We start from the raw sequence: 16,213 nt of genomic DNA on the forward strand, positions 1-16,213 counted from the left end.
CGTCAGGCCATGAACATCGTGCAGCAGTCACTTGTCTTCGACAACCTGCCCGGTCGTCCGTCGAGCCACTGCGCTACGCTGACGGAGACGGCCGACGGCTCGGTTCTGGCGGCCTGGTACAGCGGTACCCATGAGGGGCACACGGATGTCGCCATCATGGCCGCCCACTACGGCTCGGAGGGCTGGTCAAGCCCTGTCTGTTGGCATGACACGCCGGGCCTGTCGGACGGCAACCCCCTGCTCTACACCTTGCCCGACGGCACGGTCATCCTCTGGTTCGTCACCATCCAGGGCCAGGGCTGGGACACGGCACGACCCTACTGGCAGCGCTCGCACGATGGCGGCCGTACGTGGACCGCGCCGGAACGCTTCAGCGACCGCGACGGGCTCATGTTCCGGTGCCGCCCCCTGCAGCTTTCGTCGGGCCGGACCATCGTGCCGGCCTACGACGAGATCACCTGGGAGGGCCTGCCGCTGCTGTCCGATGACGATGGGCAGAACTGGCGGGAGGCTGGCCGCATGGTCGCCCCGCCCGGCTGCATCCAGCCGGCGATCGTGGAACTGGACGACGGCTCGCTGCTGGCGGTCCTGCGCACCGGCGGCGACGGCGGCTGCCTGTGGGAGAGCCGCTCGGCGGACGGTGGTGAGACCTGGTCGCCCGGCGTGGCCATGGACCTGCCGAATCCCAATGCGGGCGTGGACCTGGTGCGCCTGGTGGACGGCCGACTGCTTCTGGCGTACAATCCCCTGTCGAGGGGACGCCATCGCTTGGCCCTCGCCGTAGCCAATGGACAGGCCCGCCACTGGCGCAGCCTGGACCTGGAGAACGAGCCGGGCCAGGAGTTCTCCTATCCCGCTCTCGTGCAGGCCCGGTCGGGATTGTGTCATCTACTATACACGTACCGCCGCGAGAGTATCAAGCACGTCATCATTGACCCGGAGTAGATGCCGGCTAGGGGACTTGGCCTGATGAACGTCACCGACAGCCAGGACTTCACGCGGCAGGAGCGCCTGACGTTCCTGCACCGCTGCTACCAGCAGATGGACGAGCAGGTACGCTACTCGAACCAGAAGGCCTCGTACATCCTGACTACCGTCGGCGCGGTCTTCGTGGGCTGTGGCGCAGCCCTCCTGGGCCCCAAGATTGGCAACCCCATGGACATCGCGCTGCTGATCTCCGGGCTGGTGCTGTGCGGCGCTGCCGGAGCCGCCTCGTGTGTCGCCATCTTCCCCATCATCCGCCACCGCCAGGGCTCCACGGCCCGCTCGCTGATGTTCTTCGGCAGCATCTCGCGCATGTCGGTCCACGAGTATGTGGAGGCCGTGCGCGGGTTGACCGAGGGGCAGATCGAGGAGGAGCTGGCCCGGCAGATCCACACCCTCTCGTGCCTGGCACAGGAGAAGTACCACTGGGTGCGCATCTCGACGGCCATCCTCGCCCCGAGCATGCTCCTGCTCTTCGGCGCCTTCATCGGCATCTTCACACGCTAGACCAGACCGCGTTCGACAGACAGCACAACGGCGGGCCCATGGTGGGCCCGCCGTTGCCGGTTCTCATGCTCGCGACCTGGCGTCCTCACTTGCGCAGGGGCGTGATGAAGCTGGCGCTGTTCCCGGAAGCGTCCCGGGCCCGCACGCGCACCAGGTACTGACCGGCCGGGGTGGACAGGCCCGAGTTGCTCTTGCCGTTCCACAGCAAGGTGCTGACTCCGGCCTCAGCGTCCACCGGCGCCAGGACACGGATTACCCGTCCGGCGATGTTCGTGATGACGGCCTCAACGTTCGCCGCCGTGGACAGGTTCAGTCTGATCTCGGCTCCGCCGGACACGGACTGCGCCACAGCCGTCACCACCAGCGGTCGGGCGATCGCCGCCGTGCCGCCGGTCCGGAAGGTGAACTTGTCCCCATACCACTTGACCCCGCCGGTGTTCAGCACCAGACCGGGCGCCACCTCGACCGTGTACAGGCTATCCGCCCGCAGGGCGGAGGTGGGATTGAAGCACATGACCATGTTGGGGGTCGGCCAGGTGAAGGCGCCGGGCACCGCATTTCCGGCCGGGTCCTTGAGCTTGAACAGGCTCTCGGCGCTCGCCTGGTTCACCGTCCACGTCCAGGTGATCGTCAGATCAGCCGTCTGGTTCACACCGGTGGCCCCGCGCGCGGGCACCGTCGCACTCATCAGGGGAACCAGGTCGGCGAACTCCAGCTCGTTGGGGTACCCGTCCCACATGTCCACCGTCTGGTACGGGTCCACCCGTGGTCGCACGTAGGTGTACAGCTCCTCGGCCGACACGAAACCGTTCTGGTTCAGGTCCGCGTACGAGTTGCTGAGGCCCTCCACCAGGTAGTACGTGAAGAGGCCGTTCTGCAGGGCGTCGAACTCGTAGGAGTACTCATAGTCGCGACAGGCGGTGACCACGACGCCACCGTTGAGGTCATCCAGGTCGCGCGCCTGCACCTCCTCCTGGCCCTCCGGAGCGAAGTCGAAGAACTGGTGGGAGCCGCCCTGGACCCCGACGCCGCGGATCTGTCCGCCCGAGAAGCACGTGTCCAGCAGCACCACGTACTTGCGGGTCCTCAGGGCGCGGAACCACAGGCTCAGTTCGTCGTCCCGGATGAATCTGTTACTCGTCAGCTCATAGGTACACAGGGACTCGTCAATGCCGTCGTATAGCTCATCATACGGAGGCAGATCCCACTCAGTCGTACCGTGGCTGCTCTGGTAGAACAGCACGATGTCATCGGCGTCGGCCGACGTGACCAGCCAGGTGATCCCTGCCATGATCGCCGCCTTGGTCGCCTGGGAGTTCAGCAAGACGCGGATATTCGCCGATGACCAGCCACAGGCCGTCAGCCAGTTGTGCACGTCCGCGGCGTCGTCGTCGCAATACGACAGATTGGCGCCGGGGTCATCATACTCCGAGATGCCCACCACCAGGGCATAGCGGTTGACCACCCCATCTCCGGTACGGTACCTCGCCAAGAAGCTCGCGATCACGTTGCCCCCCGGGGTGATCGTGACGGACTTCGAGGCGGGCGTGAAGGTGTAGCCAGGCATGTGGGGAGCGACCACGTACGTCCCAACGGGGAGAATCTTGCTGTAGTTGCCGTCCCCCTTCGTGTACATCTCGGTCGCCGCGTAGACCAGGTTCTGGGTGAAAGTCAGACAGGCGCCGTGCAGGGGGCGGCCAGCGGGGCCCATGAGGCGACCGCGCACCACCCCGCCCTGCGCCCCGCTGATCGTGACGTCGTCCACGTATGAGCCCACATCCGTGACGCTGCTGTCCGACTGGAACACCAGCGCGAACCAGACCTGGCTCTTGCCGGTGTAGTCACCGATGTTCGGGTCTGTCATGGAGACCGTCTTCTGCTCCCAGCCCGCCGTGTCCGCGTCGAAGTACGTCCCCCAGAAGTTCAGCCCGTCGGTGCTGAACCCGGCGAACGTGTAGTCCCAGTAGTCCTCAATCTGGCTCTGGAGCTGGAACACCGCCTGGCCGCTGACCAGGTCCGCCGTACTGAAGGGACCAAGAATCAGCCACTCGTTTGAGTCGTTCGGGTACGGCCCCGTGTCCGGCGCGACATCCTGCACGCAGTACGCACTATACGTGCCGGTCTTGGCCTGAGAGCTGGTCCGCCCCCAGTAGTCAGTGTCGCTCCACTCGCCCGGCCAGGTGGCCTCGAAACCATCGGTGAACGGAAGGGTGGCCTTGGTGGCGCGATGCACGGCGTGGGCCGGCGCCTTCAACTGGCCGTACCGGGGCCCCTTGTGCACCACCGGCGGCTTGCCCTTCGCGGCAGATGCAGCCGACCAGACCCCCACCATCAATACGGCGCACGACAGAACCAGCGCGACACAGCGTCTCCCTGACATGCGACAACCTCCCTTTGTGGCGTCGCTTGCGACGCCCGTTGTCGGTCCCGCACCGGCGCAGGCCGGTGCGGCAGTAGCCCAAGCAGAAGACTCAGCGCGTCAGACTGTCCTACAGGTGCTCGTGAGGAGTGTGTGTTGCTGTGGTGTCGAAACGTCGTACCTTGCCGCAGCGTCCCGCCCGAGGGTCCAGTGAGGCCTGACCGGAGCGGGATGAGTCCGGACCCGGTGCTCTGGCACAACTGGCGCCCGCCGCGCCCCGGGCAGTCGGTACTTCGGGGCCAGGGGGCTCAGCTTCGACCGGAGTATAACAGGTGAGCGCGCCGCCGTCAACAGCGCAGCGCCGTAGGGGGGAGCCTGCGGCTATCGCCGGGAGACCGGCGCTGTCAGAGGGGGCGGTACGGCAGGAACCGGTGCTCGCACGGCGACCCGTAGGCCACCCACAGCGTCTGCTTCGCCACATCCGCCACGAACGACAGCAGCGTCATGCTGGGCTTGTCGTAGACCGTGTGGACGCACACGCCGGTATCCGCCCCGGGGAAGTGCGCGCGCTGGGCGACGTAGATGTCCGCGCGCTGCAGCGGCATGCCCCGCTCCCGGAGGATCTGCCGCGCCAGGTACGCCCGCGGGTCGCTCGTCTTCTGCTGCTCCTCGGTCAGGCCGTCCAGCTTCGGTGAGTGGTACGAGTTGGCGTGGACCAGGAAGCCCTCTGTCGGCTTGAGGACAGCCATCTCATGCGGTAGCGCCTCGACGCAGGCGATGCGGCCCTGGCTGTCGCCAATCGTGTAGTTCAGGCACAGCATCCGCGGCACGCGCTCCAGCAGCTTCAGTGCGTCAGGGGTGCTCGTCTGCTGCAGCAGCATCCGCGTCATGTAGTTGTAGGGCACGCCCGGCCCCGCCCAGTCGGACCGGCCCGAGGGGATGCTTGCGGCCGCCCGGTAGGGCAGGTAGTTGGCCGACACGCCGATCCGCTCGGAAATCCCCGGCCGCCCGACGCAGCCGGCGAAGGCGACACAGCGGAAGCGCGGCCCCTGCGCCGGCTGGCCATGCAGCAGCACCAGGAAGGGCTGCCAAATCCGCCACCAATCCATGTTCCAGGCCACCAGCGAGCTGCCCTCATGCTCCACGGCGAAGCTCGTGCAGCCATCGGGGACGGTCGTCACGGCCTCCAGGTCCTTGCAGCCGCGCCAGGCGTGCACTTCGGAGGCGCAGTTGAGCCGGAAGATGTCCTCCACGCTCATCCCAGCCCCCGCCGCGATGCCCTCGGTCTCCTCATACAGGTCCGGCGCCTCGCGCTGGACGATGGGCATGGCCCCGCGCACGACCTCCCGCCCGGCCTCGTGGTACGCGGCAGGCATCATCATGTCATCGAACTTGCGCACGAGTCGCTTGATGAGCGCCTGGCACCGCTTGCCGTGCGCCAGTCCCATCTCATACGGCGTGCCCGACATCTCGACGACGGCAAAGCGTGTGGCGGTGAGCATGTCTTTCATCTCCCGTGACGCGGTCGCGACGTCTGTGTGCAGCCTGAGCGTAGCCCGGCCCGGCGGGTCTCGTCAACCCCAAAGCAACGACGGCCCGGCGAGGATCGCCGGGCCGTCTTGATCGCCTGTACGAGGTCTAGTTGAGATCGAAGTAGGTGTTGGCACCACCCGCGTACAGCGTGTCGTACTTCATCGCCTTGGCATGGCCGTCGGCGAAGCTGGCATTGCCCATCTCGTTGTGGCGCACGCAGAAGTTGAAGTACACATAGCTCTGCGTGTTGGGCGTCGTGCCGCTACCCCAGCCGCTTGGGAAGTCGGAGCCATCCAGCTTGTCCGGCCGTCGCCCCCGCGAGGGATAGTACATGTCCCAGCAGCCCATGTACGTGTTCACGGTCCCATCGGCCATCATGACCGTCTCGGCGGGCGTCTGGACGCCGGCCAGGGGCTGTCCCCACAGCAGGGAGTTGAAGGGGTAGCTGCGGCAACCGTTGTAACCGACATAGGACCTGATCGAGCAACTCGGGCAGTCGAACACCTGGGCATTCTTCACATAAGGCGCCAGTTGCTGGATGAAGCTGAAGTAGGGCGGTCCCTGCCCCCAGTCCGGGATGCGGCCCTTGATGAAACGCTCGTCGAAGTCCTGAACGTACTGCAGGTTGGCCAGGGCGAGCTGCTTGAGGTTCGACAGACAGCTCGACTGCCGGGCCTTCTCCCGGGCCTTGGCGAACACCGGGAAGAGGATCGCCGCCAGGATGGCGATGATCGCGATCACGACCAGCAATTCGATGAGGGTGAAGCCACGTCTCTGCATTGCACTTGCCTCCTGTCGAGATATGTCTCAACGCCGGCCCTGAGGCCTGGCGCTCTGTCCCTGCTCTCCCCACTGGAGGTCGCCGCACGACACCTGCGGGCGTCGTGCCGACGCGGCCATTGCCCGGCTAGTTGCTGTCAAACCAGGTGTTCGCGCCGCCCGCATAGAGCGTCTCGTACTTCATGGTCTTGGCATGCCCGTCCATGAAGCTCGCATTGCCCATGTCGTTGTGGCGCTCGCAGAAGTTCATGTAGACCCAGGCCTGCGTGTTCACCGGGGTGGTGCCACCCCACGTGGCGTAGTCGCCGCCGTTGAGCTTGTCTATGCGGTGCCCGTTGGAGGCGCGGAACAGCGACCACGCGCCATTGTAGGTGTTCACCGTCGCGTCGCCCATCATGATGGTCTCGGCCGGGGAGTTGATGGTGCCGATGGCGGCGCCGAACTGCATGTTGTTGAAGGCATAGCTGCGGCAGCCGTTGTAGATCACAGTTGACCGCACACTCTGGCTCGGACAGTCGAAGACCTGCGCGTTCTTCACGTACGGCTCAAGCTCGGTGATGAAGCTGTAGCGGGGCGTGGTAGCCATGTAGGCCAGCGGCCACCGCTCGTCATAGTCCTGCGAGTACTGCATGCAGGCCAGCGCAAGCTGCTTGAGGTTCGACAGGCAGCTTGACTGGCGCGCCTTCTCGCGTGCCTTGGCGAATACCGGAAACAGGATCGCCGCCAGAATGGCGATGATCGCGATGACAACCAACAACTCGATAAGGGTGAAGCCACGCCTCTGCATGATGTTCTCTCCTCGGGACATGGACTGGCAGGCACACACTCCGTGTGCCGCTCTGTGGAACGCCCCCTCGACCTCCGCGACTGTGGTTGCTCAACACCACCTTTCATTTCTGTCGCTACGCCCCATCTGCCTATGACGCCCCCGCACGCTTCGCGGTAGACGCCCGCAAGAAGCTCCGGGGTCTCGCGTCCTGTCGCGCCGCGCAACATCGGCCGCCCGGCCATGCCCGTCAGGGCAGGCTCGGGTTGGACAGCGTACTCCAGTTCCCCACGATGTCAGTGTTCCGCATCCACTTGGCGTGCCCGTCGCAGAAGTTGAGGTTGGAGCCGCCGTTGTGGCGTGAGTGCTCGTCGGTAGCCATGGAGGGGGTGCCGGTAGGACCGGCGTTGAAGTACCCGTCCGACCCGTTGCCGGCATAGGCCGTCCAGTACTGGCTGCCAAACCAGTGCACGGAGTCGCCGATGAAGTACACCCGCGCCGGCGCGAGGATGGAGCCCATGGCGAAGCCGGTGGCGGTGAAGACGCTGCCGTTGATCCCGTAGTTGACGCACAACTGCGAGTAGGGGCTACTGAAGTCGTAGGAACCGCGACCGGAGGGGCACTGGAAGATCTGCCAGTTCTTGATATACGGGTACAGGAGATAGCGCCACTGGTTCGCGCCGCCGACCACCACGACCCCGGTGACGAGGTAGTCAATGGGGAATCTCTCGTCATAGTCCTGACAGTAGGACATGGCGGCGGTGCCCAGTTGGCGCAGGTTCGACAGGCAACTGGTCTGGCGCGCCTTCTCACGGGCCTTGGCGAACACGGGGAAGAGAATGGCCGCCAGAATGGCAATGATGGCGATGACCACGAGCAGCTCGATGAGCGTGAAACCGCGCTTCTGCATGACACTCTCCTCATAACGAGATCCGGAGGGCACGCGGTTTGCATGCCCTCCGGTGGAACACTGCACAACCCATCTAGGGGTGGTGTACCACTACTGTTATTCTTCTTCGCCGTCGGCCTGCTTTCTCCTGCCGCGCCTCCCCGCCAATCTTCGCGCCAGACATGCGCCTGGCGCCGGGGCGTCGCTGCCTCCACTGCTCCACGCCGCTGGCCGCGAGCACGCACGGTTGGGGGCCTGCCGCAGTCGGGCGTCGGAAGGGGCGTGCTCTTCCGCTCGCGGCCCAGACGGCGGGCGTCCGTGCGAGGCTATCCGCCCATCAGGGCGATGACGCGATCCACCGTGGCCTCGTCGGCGAAGCCGAACGCCGCGCCAAAGCTGCCTCCAGCGCCGATGGCCATGACCTTGCCGACGTTGATGCCGGCTGCGCTGGTCTGCTCCAGAAAGCCGACCAGCGCCCCGGTCTCATCGGCGCCCTCCAGCCACACCATCGGGACCTCCTCGATGGTCAGGCCCGCCTCGGCAGCCAGCTTGCGCAGCTCCTCGACCTTCTCGGGGATGCAGACCATCGTGCTCATCCCCCCGCCCGCGGACCAGCCCCACATGGCCTTCAGCGCAATACCCCGGTCGCGCAACGCCGCCGCCATCTTGGCCCCGGTGCCCGGCTGGTCCGGCGCCTGCGTCTTTACGGCAATGACCTTCATCACTTTCTGAGCCATCGTGACTCCTCCTCACATCCCTGGCATCACTGCGGCCCAACGGCCGGTCAGACTAGCGGTACCCTCGCTCCCGCTCCACCTCCGCAATGCTCTCCTCAATGATGTCCATCGCCTTGAGCGCCACGTCGTCCTCCATGATCAGCGGCGGCGAGAGGCGCAGGACGTTCCCCGCCGGCACCCATGCCAGGCCCTTGGCGAAGCCCTTCTGGTACACCAGTGTGCCCTCCTCGGTCGCCTCTTCCTTCGTCTCGCGGTCCTTGACCAGCTCGATCGCCAGCAGACACCCGAGCCCGCGCACATCGCCCACCAGCGGGTGGCGGTCCTTGATCTGCTGCAGCCGCGCCGTCAGCACCTCGCCCAGGTGGGCCGCCCGCGCGATGATGTCTTCCTCCTCGATGACCTCCAGGCTCGCCAGCGCCGCCGCGCAGGCCATCGGGTTGCCCCCGTAGCTCGTGCTCGCGCTGATCTTCTCCACCTGGTCCTTGTACTTGTCCCGCACCACCATCGCCGTGACCGGGAAACCGTTGCCGAAGCCCTTGCCGAGGGTCAGCACATCGGGCACGAGGTTCCAGTGATCCACGCAGAACATCTTCCCCGTGCGGCCCATGCAGGTGAGCACCTCATCGGCAAACAGCAGGATGCCGTGCTTGTCGCAGAACTGCCGCAGGCCCGGCATGAAGCCCTCGGGCGGCACGGTCGAGCCCGCCCAGCCCTGCACCGGCTCCATCACAATCGCCGCGACCCGCCCGGCGGTCTCTTCCTTGAGCACCGTGCCGATGTACTTCAGGCAGTGCAGGTTGCACTGGGGGTGGGTCAGGCCGAAGGCGCAGCGGTAGCAGAACGGCCGGGGGACGAGGTGGAACCCCGGCGCGCGCAGGCCCTGCGTCGGGTCCAGCCGCGCCAGCGACACGGCCCCGAGCGTCTTGCCGTGGAAGTCCTTGTGGAAGGAGATGAACTCCAGGTTCGGGTGGTTGGCCGCCCGGCAGATGCGCAGCCCGGCCTCGACGGCGGTGGTGCCGGAGTCATAGAGCTGCACGCCGCCGAGGTCTCCCGGCGTCATGGAGGCCAGCTTCTCCAGCAGCTTCGCCTTCAGCGGCGTGGTGAAGTCATGGCAGTTCATCAGCGTCTTGGCCGCCTGCGCGACGGCCTCGCTGATCTTGGGGTGGCAGTGCCCCAGCGACGTGACATAGATGCCGCTGGAGAAGTCGAGGTAGACATTGCCATCCACATCGGTGAGGGTCACGCCATGGCCGCTCTCAAAGGCGACCGGGAAGAGCCGCACCTGCGACGAGTAGCCCTTCATGTGGGCCGACGCGCGCTGGTGCCACTCGACGGAGAGCGGCCCGGGAGGGGTGCACTTGAGGTTGGGGACGGTGGCTACGTCTACGTGGGACCAGTTGGACATATGCTACAACTCCTTCGTCTCTGTCACGACCACGAGGCGGGCGTGAGGACACGCGCGCCCACGGCACTCAGCGTACCCCCATCTCCCGCGCCACCGCCTCCGGGTCCGCCTCCTCTTGCACGACCTTCTTCAGCGCCCGCAGGAACCGCGCCGGGCTGCTGGCCTGGATGACGTTGCGGCCGAAGACTACCCCTCGCGCGCCGGACTTGACTGCCCGGTACGCCAGGGTCAGGGCGTCAATCTCCCGCGGCGTCTTCTCGGCCCCCAGGCAGAAGATCGGCACCGGGCAGGCCTCCACGATCTCCCGGAACGCCTCACCCGTGTAGAAGGTCTTGATCGCGTCCGCGCCCATCTCCGCCAGGATGCGGCAGGCGATGAACACCAGGTTGTGCAGGTCCTCGGGGAGCAGGTTCTCGGGGGCGATGGGGTAGAACTCGCCGATCAGCGGGATGCCCGCCTGGCGCTTGCCCGACACCATCTCGGCAAACAGCGCCACGTTGTCCCGGTCCATGACCTGGTCGGTGCCCGACAGCGTCAGCGACGCGAGGGCGATGTCGGCGCCCATGGCCAGCGCTTCCTGCGGTGACACCACCTTGGCCGACCGCGCCTGGTCATAGCCCCACTGGTTGCAGTACACCGTGCTCCAGTTCAGGCGCACGATGGCCTGCGGGGCGTTGCGGCGCGAGAAGACATGGCCGCAGTGGGCGATCATGCCCGGCGACAGCAGGATGCCATCGGCCTCCTGAAGCTGCGTGATGACCTCCGGCAGGTCAATGATGCCGGGCGTGGGGCCGAAGAACTCGCCATGGTCCACGGCCACGATCACCGCCCGCCCTGCGGAGAAGAGCCGGTTCAGCCGAATCCAATGTCCTTCCATCATATGCCTCGTTTCGCGTGCCCGGCGCGGGCATGGGCCGCCCCAGCGCCGCCGGGGTCCTGTGATGCTGGACTTCGGTTCGCCATCACAAGGAGAAATGCCTCCGCGAGGCGAAAACTACCATAGCTAACGGGAACATAGCAACGATGCGCACCCTCTGACGCTGTGTGGGGCGCAGCGGTTGATGTTGTTCGCGGGCACGATGGCGACGAGGTGAGGCTGATGAGCAATCTGAAACGCGTGCTAATCCCTGCTTTGCTGGCGCTGCTGGCTCTGAGCCTGCTGGTGGGCTGCGACGAGGACGACATCGAGCGCAGCCTGGGCAAGCAGACCTCGGCGGCGGTCGAGAAGGAGTTCGGGCTCAACAACGACCCGGTGCTGGGCGCCTGGGTCAACACCATGGGGCACTCACTGGTCGGCCAGTCCAAGCGCCAGGGCATCCCCTACCATTTCCGCGTCGTCAACACGGACATGGTCAACGCCTTCGCCGCGCCCTGGGGCTACGTCTACGTCACCCAGGGCATGCTGCGCTTCGCCCAGAGCGAGGACGAGTTGGCCTTCGTGGTGGGGCATGAGGTCGGGCATGTCGCCAACCGCGACTCGATCAAGAGCTTCAAGAACAGCGTCCTGTTCAACATCGGCGTGGCCCTGCTGGGGACGCAGAGCGAGACGCTGGCCAACATCGGCGGCATCGGCGCGGGCCTGCTGATGCTGTCGTACTCGCGCGACGACGAGAACGATGCTGACCTGTCCGGCTCGGCGTTCGCCTATGCGTCCGGCTACGACCCGGCCGGCAGCACGGCCTTCTTCCAGCGGCTGATGACGGAGATCGAGAAGGACCGCCCGTCCAGCTTCGAGCACATCTTCATGACCCACCCGCCGACGGACAAGCGGCTGGCGGCTGAGAAGAAGCGCCCGGAGATGAACCTGGGCGATCCGGCCGTGGCCTCGCGCATTGGTCGCTGCTACGCGCGCCGCTATGCCTACGGCACCGCCTGCACGTTCTACCAGATGGCCCTGGACAAGAAGCCTGAGGCCATCCCGACGCGCCTGCGATATGCCGAGGCCCTGCAGGCCCAGGGCCTGCGCGAGCGGGCGGCGACCGAATACCAGGCCATCTTGCTGCGCGATCCCCAGAACGCCCGGGTCGGCACGGCGCTGGCTGCGCTGCAGGCGCCACCGTCGGGTCAGACGTTGGCGACGGCCGCCGAGCAGCAGCAGGCGGGCGCACTGCTGACCGCGGCCAACAGCGCCAGCAGCGACGCCAGCGCGCTCGCGACGGCCTCGAGCAACTACACCTTCACCATGCAGGCGCCTACCGCCGGCGTGTCCGGCATTGCGCGCAGCAGCATCAGCAGCATGCGGGAGATCAGCAACCGCGAGGCGGAACTGCCGGACGCGGTGCAGCAGGCCTTCCTGGGCGCCAACTCGGCCATCAGTGACGCCAACGAGACGGTGTTCGCCCTGGAGACGACCAACAAGGCCGTGGCCCAGACGAGCGGTCTGCTCCGTCGCGACGCCGAGGGGCTCCGCAACGCCGTGGCGCAGGTGCAGGCCGGGCGCGCCCCGGCCGGGGACCTGGCAGTGTACCGCCGCGCCCTGCGCGAGATGCAGCTCGCCGGGGCGAACCTGCGGCAGGCCATGACCGTGGCCGCGGCGGTGGAGCCAGTGGTGCGCCGTGCGGGGCAGTCCGCCAACGACACGGTTAGCCTCGTCGGCACGATGGTGGGCTCCAAGGAGCCGGCACGCTACATCTACAACGTCAACGCCGCCGCGCAGAACACGGTGTCCAAGACCGCGGCGGCCGCCGAGGCCGTCAACCGCATCAAGTCGGCCACGACCGACGCGGAGGCCCGCGCCTTGCTGGCCAAGCTGAACCTAGCCGCCTTCGGCGCCTCGCCGGAGCTGCGCGCGACCTATGACGGCATGACGGCCTACTACTGCCACGTGTCTCCGCGCGAGGTGGCGGCGTTGCGCGAGCAGGGACTGGGCTTCGGTGACGCTTCCTTCTTGCTCATCGCCGCCGGCACGCGCGACGTGGCGCCTTCCACGCTGCTGCCCCTCGCCCAGAGCCCCGACAGCCTCATCGACTCCCTGCGCGGCCAGGGCCTCGCGATGGCGGGCCCGGTGGCGCTGCTCCGGTTCCTGAGCAACGCCATTGACCGCGAGGTCGCAGCTCGCCAGAAGGCGCAGGGGTAGGGGCCAGGGTCAAGGGTAACGGCGAACGACCCGCGACCGACCCATGGCCGGCAAGCACGAACGACAGGGGCCTCACCGATGATCGGTGAGGCCCCACTGATTCCGGGGACCAGGCCGTTACCCTTCACCCTCGACCCTTGCCCCTCGACCCTCTCCCCTACTTCTCCCGCACGTACTTCTCGAGCTTGGGCTCGATGAAGTGCTTCTGGAAGACCGGGTAGGACGGGATCGCCATGGGGACGGCGGCGGGCGTGGTGCCCAGCAGCGGCTCGACGTAGGCGATGAACTCGTCGGTCACGCCGTTCTGGTCGGCGTTGATGAGGTCCTCGGTCACGACCTTGGTCTGGTCGGCCACACTCATCAGCGAGGTCTCGCCGATCTCCCACTGGTACGGGCTGTTGCTCTTGCGCTCGATGGTGGTCATGATGTCCGTCTGGCCGGCCACGGCCCGCATGACGGCCTCGTAGCCCGCCTGGTAGGCGTGCTCGTTGTCCACGTCGCTCATGCAGTACGCGAAGCAGCGCTGCAGGTTGCCCAGCTTGTCGGTGCGCACGCGGGTGCCGATGGCGTCCTCGACCATCTTGCCCAGCGCTTCGGCGACGCCGCCCAGACGGGCATGGCCGAACTCATCGAGCTTGTCGGAGGTCGTGGCGATCTCGCTGTCGGCGAACGTAAAGCCCTCGGAGACCGCGATCACCAGGTAGCCGTACTGCTTGTAGCAGGCTTCGCAGTCGGCCAGGAACTTGTCGGGGTTGACCTTGACCTCGGGCAGGTACACCAGGTGCGGGGCCATCCACTCCTCTTTGCGGCCGACGGCGGTGGCGCCGGTGAGCCAGCCGGCGTGGCGGCCCATGACCTCGACGATCTCGGCCTGGCCAAACGCCATGGCGTCGCGGGCGGCGAACTGCACGGCGGCTGCGGCATAGCGGGCCGCGCTGGCGAAGCCCGGGCAGCAGTCGGTCACGACCAGGTCGTTGTCAATCGTCTTGGGGATGCCAATCACGCGCATCTCCCAGTCCGACTTCTTGGCGAGCTCGGAGATCTGGTGGCAGGTGAGCTGGCTGTCATTGCCGCCGTTGTAGAAGAAGTAGCGGATGTTGTGGGCCTTGAAGACCTCCATGCAGCGTGCGACATCGGGGTCCTTGACCTTGAGGCGGCAGGTGCCCAGGGCGGCGGAGGGGACGTAGCGCATGGCCTCGATGACCTCGTCATCCTCGCGGAACAGGTCGAACAGCTTCTCGTTCATGACGCCCGAGACACCGTTGGCGGCGCCGAAGAACTGGTCAATGTCATCACACTTCTCGGCGGCCTGGACGGCGCCGACCATGCTGGCATTGATGACGATGCTGGGCCCGCCGGACTGGCCGATACAGGCGTTGCCTTTGAGCGACATAATGACATTCCTCCTGGGAATGGATTGGTGCAAGTGGGTGGCGTGGCGGTGGCTACGCAGAGAGCAGTTTATTATGCCGGGTGCCGCCAGTCAAGCGCACGAGTGCAACCGTCGGCGCTTTGCAGAATCACCCTCGCCGTGGCCTGGCAAGCGAAACAACCACGAAACCTCACGGCAATACACGTGCAACACTTCGCTGCCATACTCCTCGCCAGTGCCGTAGTCGCAGACTAGCGAGGAGGATGTCGTCATGAACCGCGTGAGAGTCCATGGAGCGGCCCTGGTGGCTGCCGCGCTCATCATTGCGATGCTGGGCGCGATGACGGGGGCCTGGGCCGGCGATCCGGCCGGCACAGCCACGGGCACGGCCGCCGATGTGACGGCCAAAGAGCCGGGCGCGCCCACCCCGGCGGAGGTGGCGGCCGATCTCGGCCACACCAAGATCGCCGTCAACTACGTGTGGCTGCTCATGGCGGGCTTCCTGGTCATGTTCATGCAGGCCGGCTTCGCCATGTTGGAGACGGGCTTCGTACGCTCGAAGAACGCCGTACATACCATGATGATGAACCTGATGATCTATGCCCTCGGGGTCATCGGCTTCTTCGTCCTGGGCTTCGGGTTCATGTTCGGGGGCGCTGGGCCGTTCGCCTCGCTGGCCGGCGGCGGCGGGCTGGCCCATGAGCTGACGATCACGCTCTTGGGCAAGCCTTTCGGCCTGCTCGGCTGGTCGGGCTTCGGGCTGGGCGGCGGCGCCTACGACGTCGCCGTGTTCGGGATGTTCCTGTTCCAGGTGGTCTTCATGGACGCCATGGCGACCATCCCCACCGGCGCGATGGCCGAGCGCTGGCGCTTCGCCAACTTCTGCCTCTACGGCCTGTGCGCCAGCACCATCATCTACCCTATCTTCGGCAACTGGGTCTGGGGCGGCGGCTGGCTGTCGAAGCTCGGCGCCAACTTCGGTCTGGGCAACGGCTACTGTGACTTCGCCGGCTCGAGCGTCGTGCATGCCGTCGGCGGCCTCACAGCGCTGGTCGGGGCCTGGCTGCTGGGCCCGCGGATCGGCAAGTTCGGGCCCGACGGCAAGCCGCGCGCCATCCCCGGCCATGACATCCCCATCGCCGTCCTGGGCGCCTATGTCCTGGCCTTCGGCTGGTTCGGGTTCAATGCCGGCAGCACGCTGGCCGGCGGGGACTTCCGCCTGGCCGTGGTCGCGGTCAACACCATGCTGGCCTCGTGCTCAGGCGCCCTGGCGGCCATGCTGTACATGCGCCGGGTCACGAGCAAGTTCGATGCCCCCATGTCCACCAACGGCTTCCTGGCCGGGCTGGTCGCCATCACCGCTCCGTGCGCCTTCGTCCCGGCGTGGGCGGCTCTGGTCATCGGCGCGGTCGCCGGCGTACTCGTTTGCGTGGTGGTCAGCTTCGTGGAGAGCAAGCTGCACGTGGACGACCCGGTCGGCGCGGTTGCCGTCCACGGCGCCAACGGCCTGTGGGGCTGCCTGGCGCTGGGGATCTTCGCCGATGGCACCTACGGCGCCGGCCTCAACGGCGTGGACCATGCCGTCCGTGGCCTGCTGTTCGGCGGCGCGGACCAGTTCCTCGCCCAGGCCATCGGCGTGCTGACCGTCTTTGTCTACACGCTGGTCATGGCCTTCGTCGTCCTAAAAGCCCTCAATGTCTTCGTCCCGATGCGCAGCCCGCGCGAGGACGAGGAGTCGGGCCTGGACGTGCCTGAGACCGGCACCGTCGCCTACCCCGACTTCGAGATCGCACACACTCTGTGAG

At 66.6% G+C, this 16,213-nt stretch carries 13 protein-coding genes; 4 read left to right on the forward strand and 9 right to left on the reverse strand.

Annotated elements, in window-relative coordinates; all coding sequences use genetic code 11:
• The first annotated feature begins 9 nt into the window (after positions 1–9).
• The gene (locus LLH23_07175) at positions 10–945 is read left to right on the forward strand and encodes an exo-alpha-sialidase (GenBank protein MCE5238259.1); all 936 of its coding nucleotides are present in this window, start codon (positions 10–12) and stop codon (positions 943–945) included.
• A 24-nt stretch (positions 946–969) separates the two neighbouring features.
• Entirely contained in the window at positions 970–1,491 is a 522-nt protein-coding gene (locus tag LLH23_07180) for a DUF5706 domain-containing protein (GenBank protein ID MCE5238260.1), read from the forward strand.
• An 85-nt stretch (positions 1,492–1,576) separates the two neighbouring features.
• Here the strand turns inward: LLH23_07180 and LLH23_07185 are convergent, their stop codons facing one another.
• From LLH23_07185 to LLH23_07220, 8 genes are all read right to left on the reverse strand, one after another.
• Entirely contained in the window at positions 1,577–3,871 is a 2,295-nt protein-coding gene (locus tag LLH23_07185) for a caspase family protein (GenBank protein MCE5238261.1), read from the reverse strand.
• Positions 3,872–4,254: 383 nt separating this feature from the next.
• Positions 4,255–5,352, reverse strand: coding sequence for a C45 family autoproteolytic acyltransferase/hydrolase (locus LLH23_07190; GenBank protein MCE5238262.1), 1,098 nt, complete (start codon positions 5,350–5,352; stop codon positions 4,255–4,257).
• Between the two features lie 136 nt (positions 5,353–5,488).
• Entirely contained in the window at positions 5,489–6,163 is a 675-nt protein-coding gene (locus LLH23_07195) for a DUF1559 domain-containing protein (protein MCE5238263.1), read from the reverse strand.
• 127 nt (positions 6,164–6,290) lie between these two features.
• Positions 6,291–6,950, reverse strand: a complete 660-nt coding sequence (locus tag LLH23_07200) for a DUF1559 domain-containing protein (GenBank protein MCE5238264.1) — start codon at positions 6,948–6,950, stop codon at positions 6,291–6,293.
• A 229-nt stretch (positions 6,951–7,179) separates the two neighbouring features.
• A complete protein-coding gene (locus LLH23_07205; GenBank protein MCE5238265.1) occupies positions 7,180–7,839 on the reverse strand; it encodes a DUF1559 domain-containing protein in 660 nt (219 codons plus the stop codon).
• A 305-nt stretch (positions 7,840–8,144) separates the two neighbouring features.
• A complete protein-coding gene (locus tag LLH23_07210) occupies positions 8,145–8,555 on the reverse strand; it encodes a hypothetical protein (protein MCE5238266.1) in 411 nt (136 codons plus the stop codon).
• Between the two features lie 52 nt (positions 8,556–8,607).
• Positions 8,608–9,960, reverse strand: coding sequence for an aspartate aminotransferase family protein (locus LLH23_07215; protein MCE5238267.1), 1,353 nt, complete (start codon positions 9,958–9,960; stop codon positions 8,608–8,610).
• A gap of 67 nt (positions 9,961–10,027) precedes the next feature.
• Complete coding sequence (locus tag LLH23_07220; GenBank protein MCE5238268.1) at positions 10,028–10,837, reverse strand: hypothetical protein; 810 nt, start codon at positions 10,835–10,837, stop codon at positions 10,028–10,030.
• Positions 10,838–11,059: 222 nt separating this feature from the next.
• Between LLH23_07220 and LLH23_07225 the strand changes: the two genes are divergently transcribed.
• Positions 11,060–13,036, forward strand: coding sequence for a M48 family metalloprotease (locus LLH23_07225; GenBank protein MCE5238269.1), 1,977 nt, complete (start codon positions 11,060–11,062; stop codon positions 13,034–13,036).
• A 157-nt stretch (positions 13,037–13,193) separates the two neighbouring features.
• Here the strand turns inward: LLH23_07225 and LLH23_07230 are convergent, their stop codons facing one another.
• Positions 13,194–14,429, reverse strand: coding sequence for a 6-phosphofructokinase (locus tag LLH23_07230; protein ID MCE5238270.1), 1,236 nt, complete (start codon positions 14,427–14,429; stop codon positions 13,194–13,196).
• A gap of 250 nt (positions 14,430–14,679) precedes the next feature.
• Here LLH23_07230 and LLH23_07235 point away from each other — a divergent pair, with 250 nt between their 5' ends.
• Entirely contained in the window at positions 14,680–16,212 is a 1,533-nt protein-coding gene (locus LLH23_07235) for an ammonium transporter (GenBank protein ID MCE5238271.1), read from the forward strand.
• The last annotated feature ends 1 nt before the right edge of the window (position 16,213 follow it).

The organism is bacterium, from assembly GCA_021372615.1.
Taxonomy (GTDB): domain Bacteria; phylum Armatimonadota; class Zipacnadia; order Zipacnadales; family UBA11051; genus JAJFUB01.

Coding starts and splice junctions, on each gene's coding strand:
- LLH23_07175 (MCE5238259.1), top strand. CDS start 10: ATGAACATCGTGCAGCAGTCACTTGTCTTCGACAACCTGCCCGGTCGT.
- LLH23_07180 (MCE5238260.1), top strand. CDS start 970: ATGAACGTCACCGACAGCCAGGACTTCACGCGGCAGGAGCGCCTGACG.
- LLH23_07185 (MCE5238261.1), bottom strand. CDS start 3,871: ATGTCAGGGAGACGCTGTGTCGCGCTGGTTCTGTCGTGCGCCGTATTG.
- LLH23_07190 (MCE5238262.1), bottom strand. CDS start 5,352: ATGCTCACCGCCACACGCTTTGCCGTCGTCGAGATGTCGGGCACGCCG.
- LLH23_07195 (MCE5238263.1), bottom strand. CDS start 6,163: ATGCAGAGACGTGGCTTCACCCTCATCGAATTGCTGGTCGTGATCGCG.
- LLH23_07200 (MCE5238264.1), bottom strand. CDS start 6,950: ATGCAGAGGCGTGGCTTCACCCTTATCGAGTTGTTGGTTGTCATCGCG.
- LLH23_07205 (MCE5238265.1), bottom strand. CDS start 7,839: ATGCAGAAGCGCGGTTTCACGCTCATCGAGCTGCTCGTGGTCATCGCC.
- LLH23_07210 (MCE5238266.1), bottom strand. CDS start 8,555: ATGGCTCAGAAAGTGATGAAGGTCATTGCCGTAAAGACGCAGGCGCCG.
- LLH23_07215 (MCE5238267.1), bottom strand. CDS start 9,960: ATGTCCAACTGGTCCCACGTAGACGTAGCCACCGTCCCCAACCTCAAG.
- LLH23_07220 (MCE5238268.1), bottom strand. CDS start 10,837: ATGGAAGGACATTGGATTCGGCTGAACCGGCTCTTCTCCGCAGGGCGG.
- LLH23_07225 (MCE5238269.1), top strand. CDS start 11,060: ATGAGCAATCTGAAACGCGTGCTAATCCCTGCTTTGCTGGCGCTGCTG.
- LLH23_07230 (MCE5238270.1), bottom strand. CDS start 14,429: ATGTCGCTCAAAGGCAACGCCTGTATCGGCCAGTCCGGCGGGCCCAGC.
- LLH23_07235 (MCE5238271.1), top strand. CDS start 14,680: ATGAACCGCGTGAGAGTCCATGGAGCGGCCCTGGTGGCTGCCGCGCTC.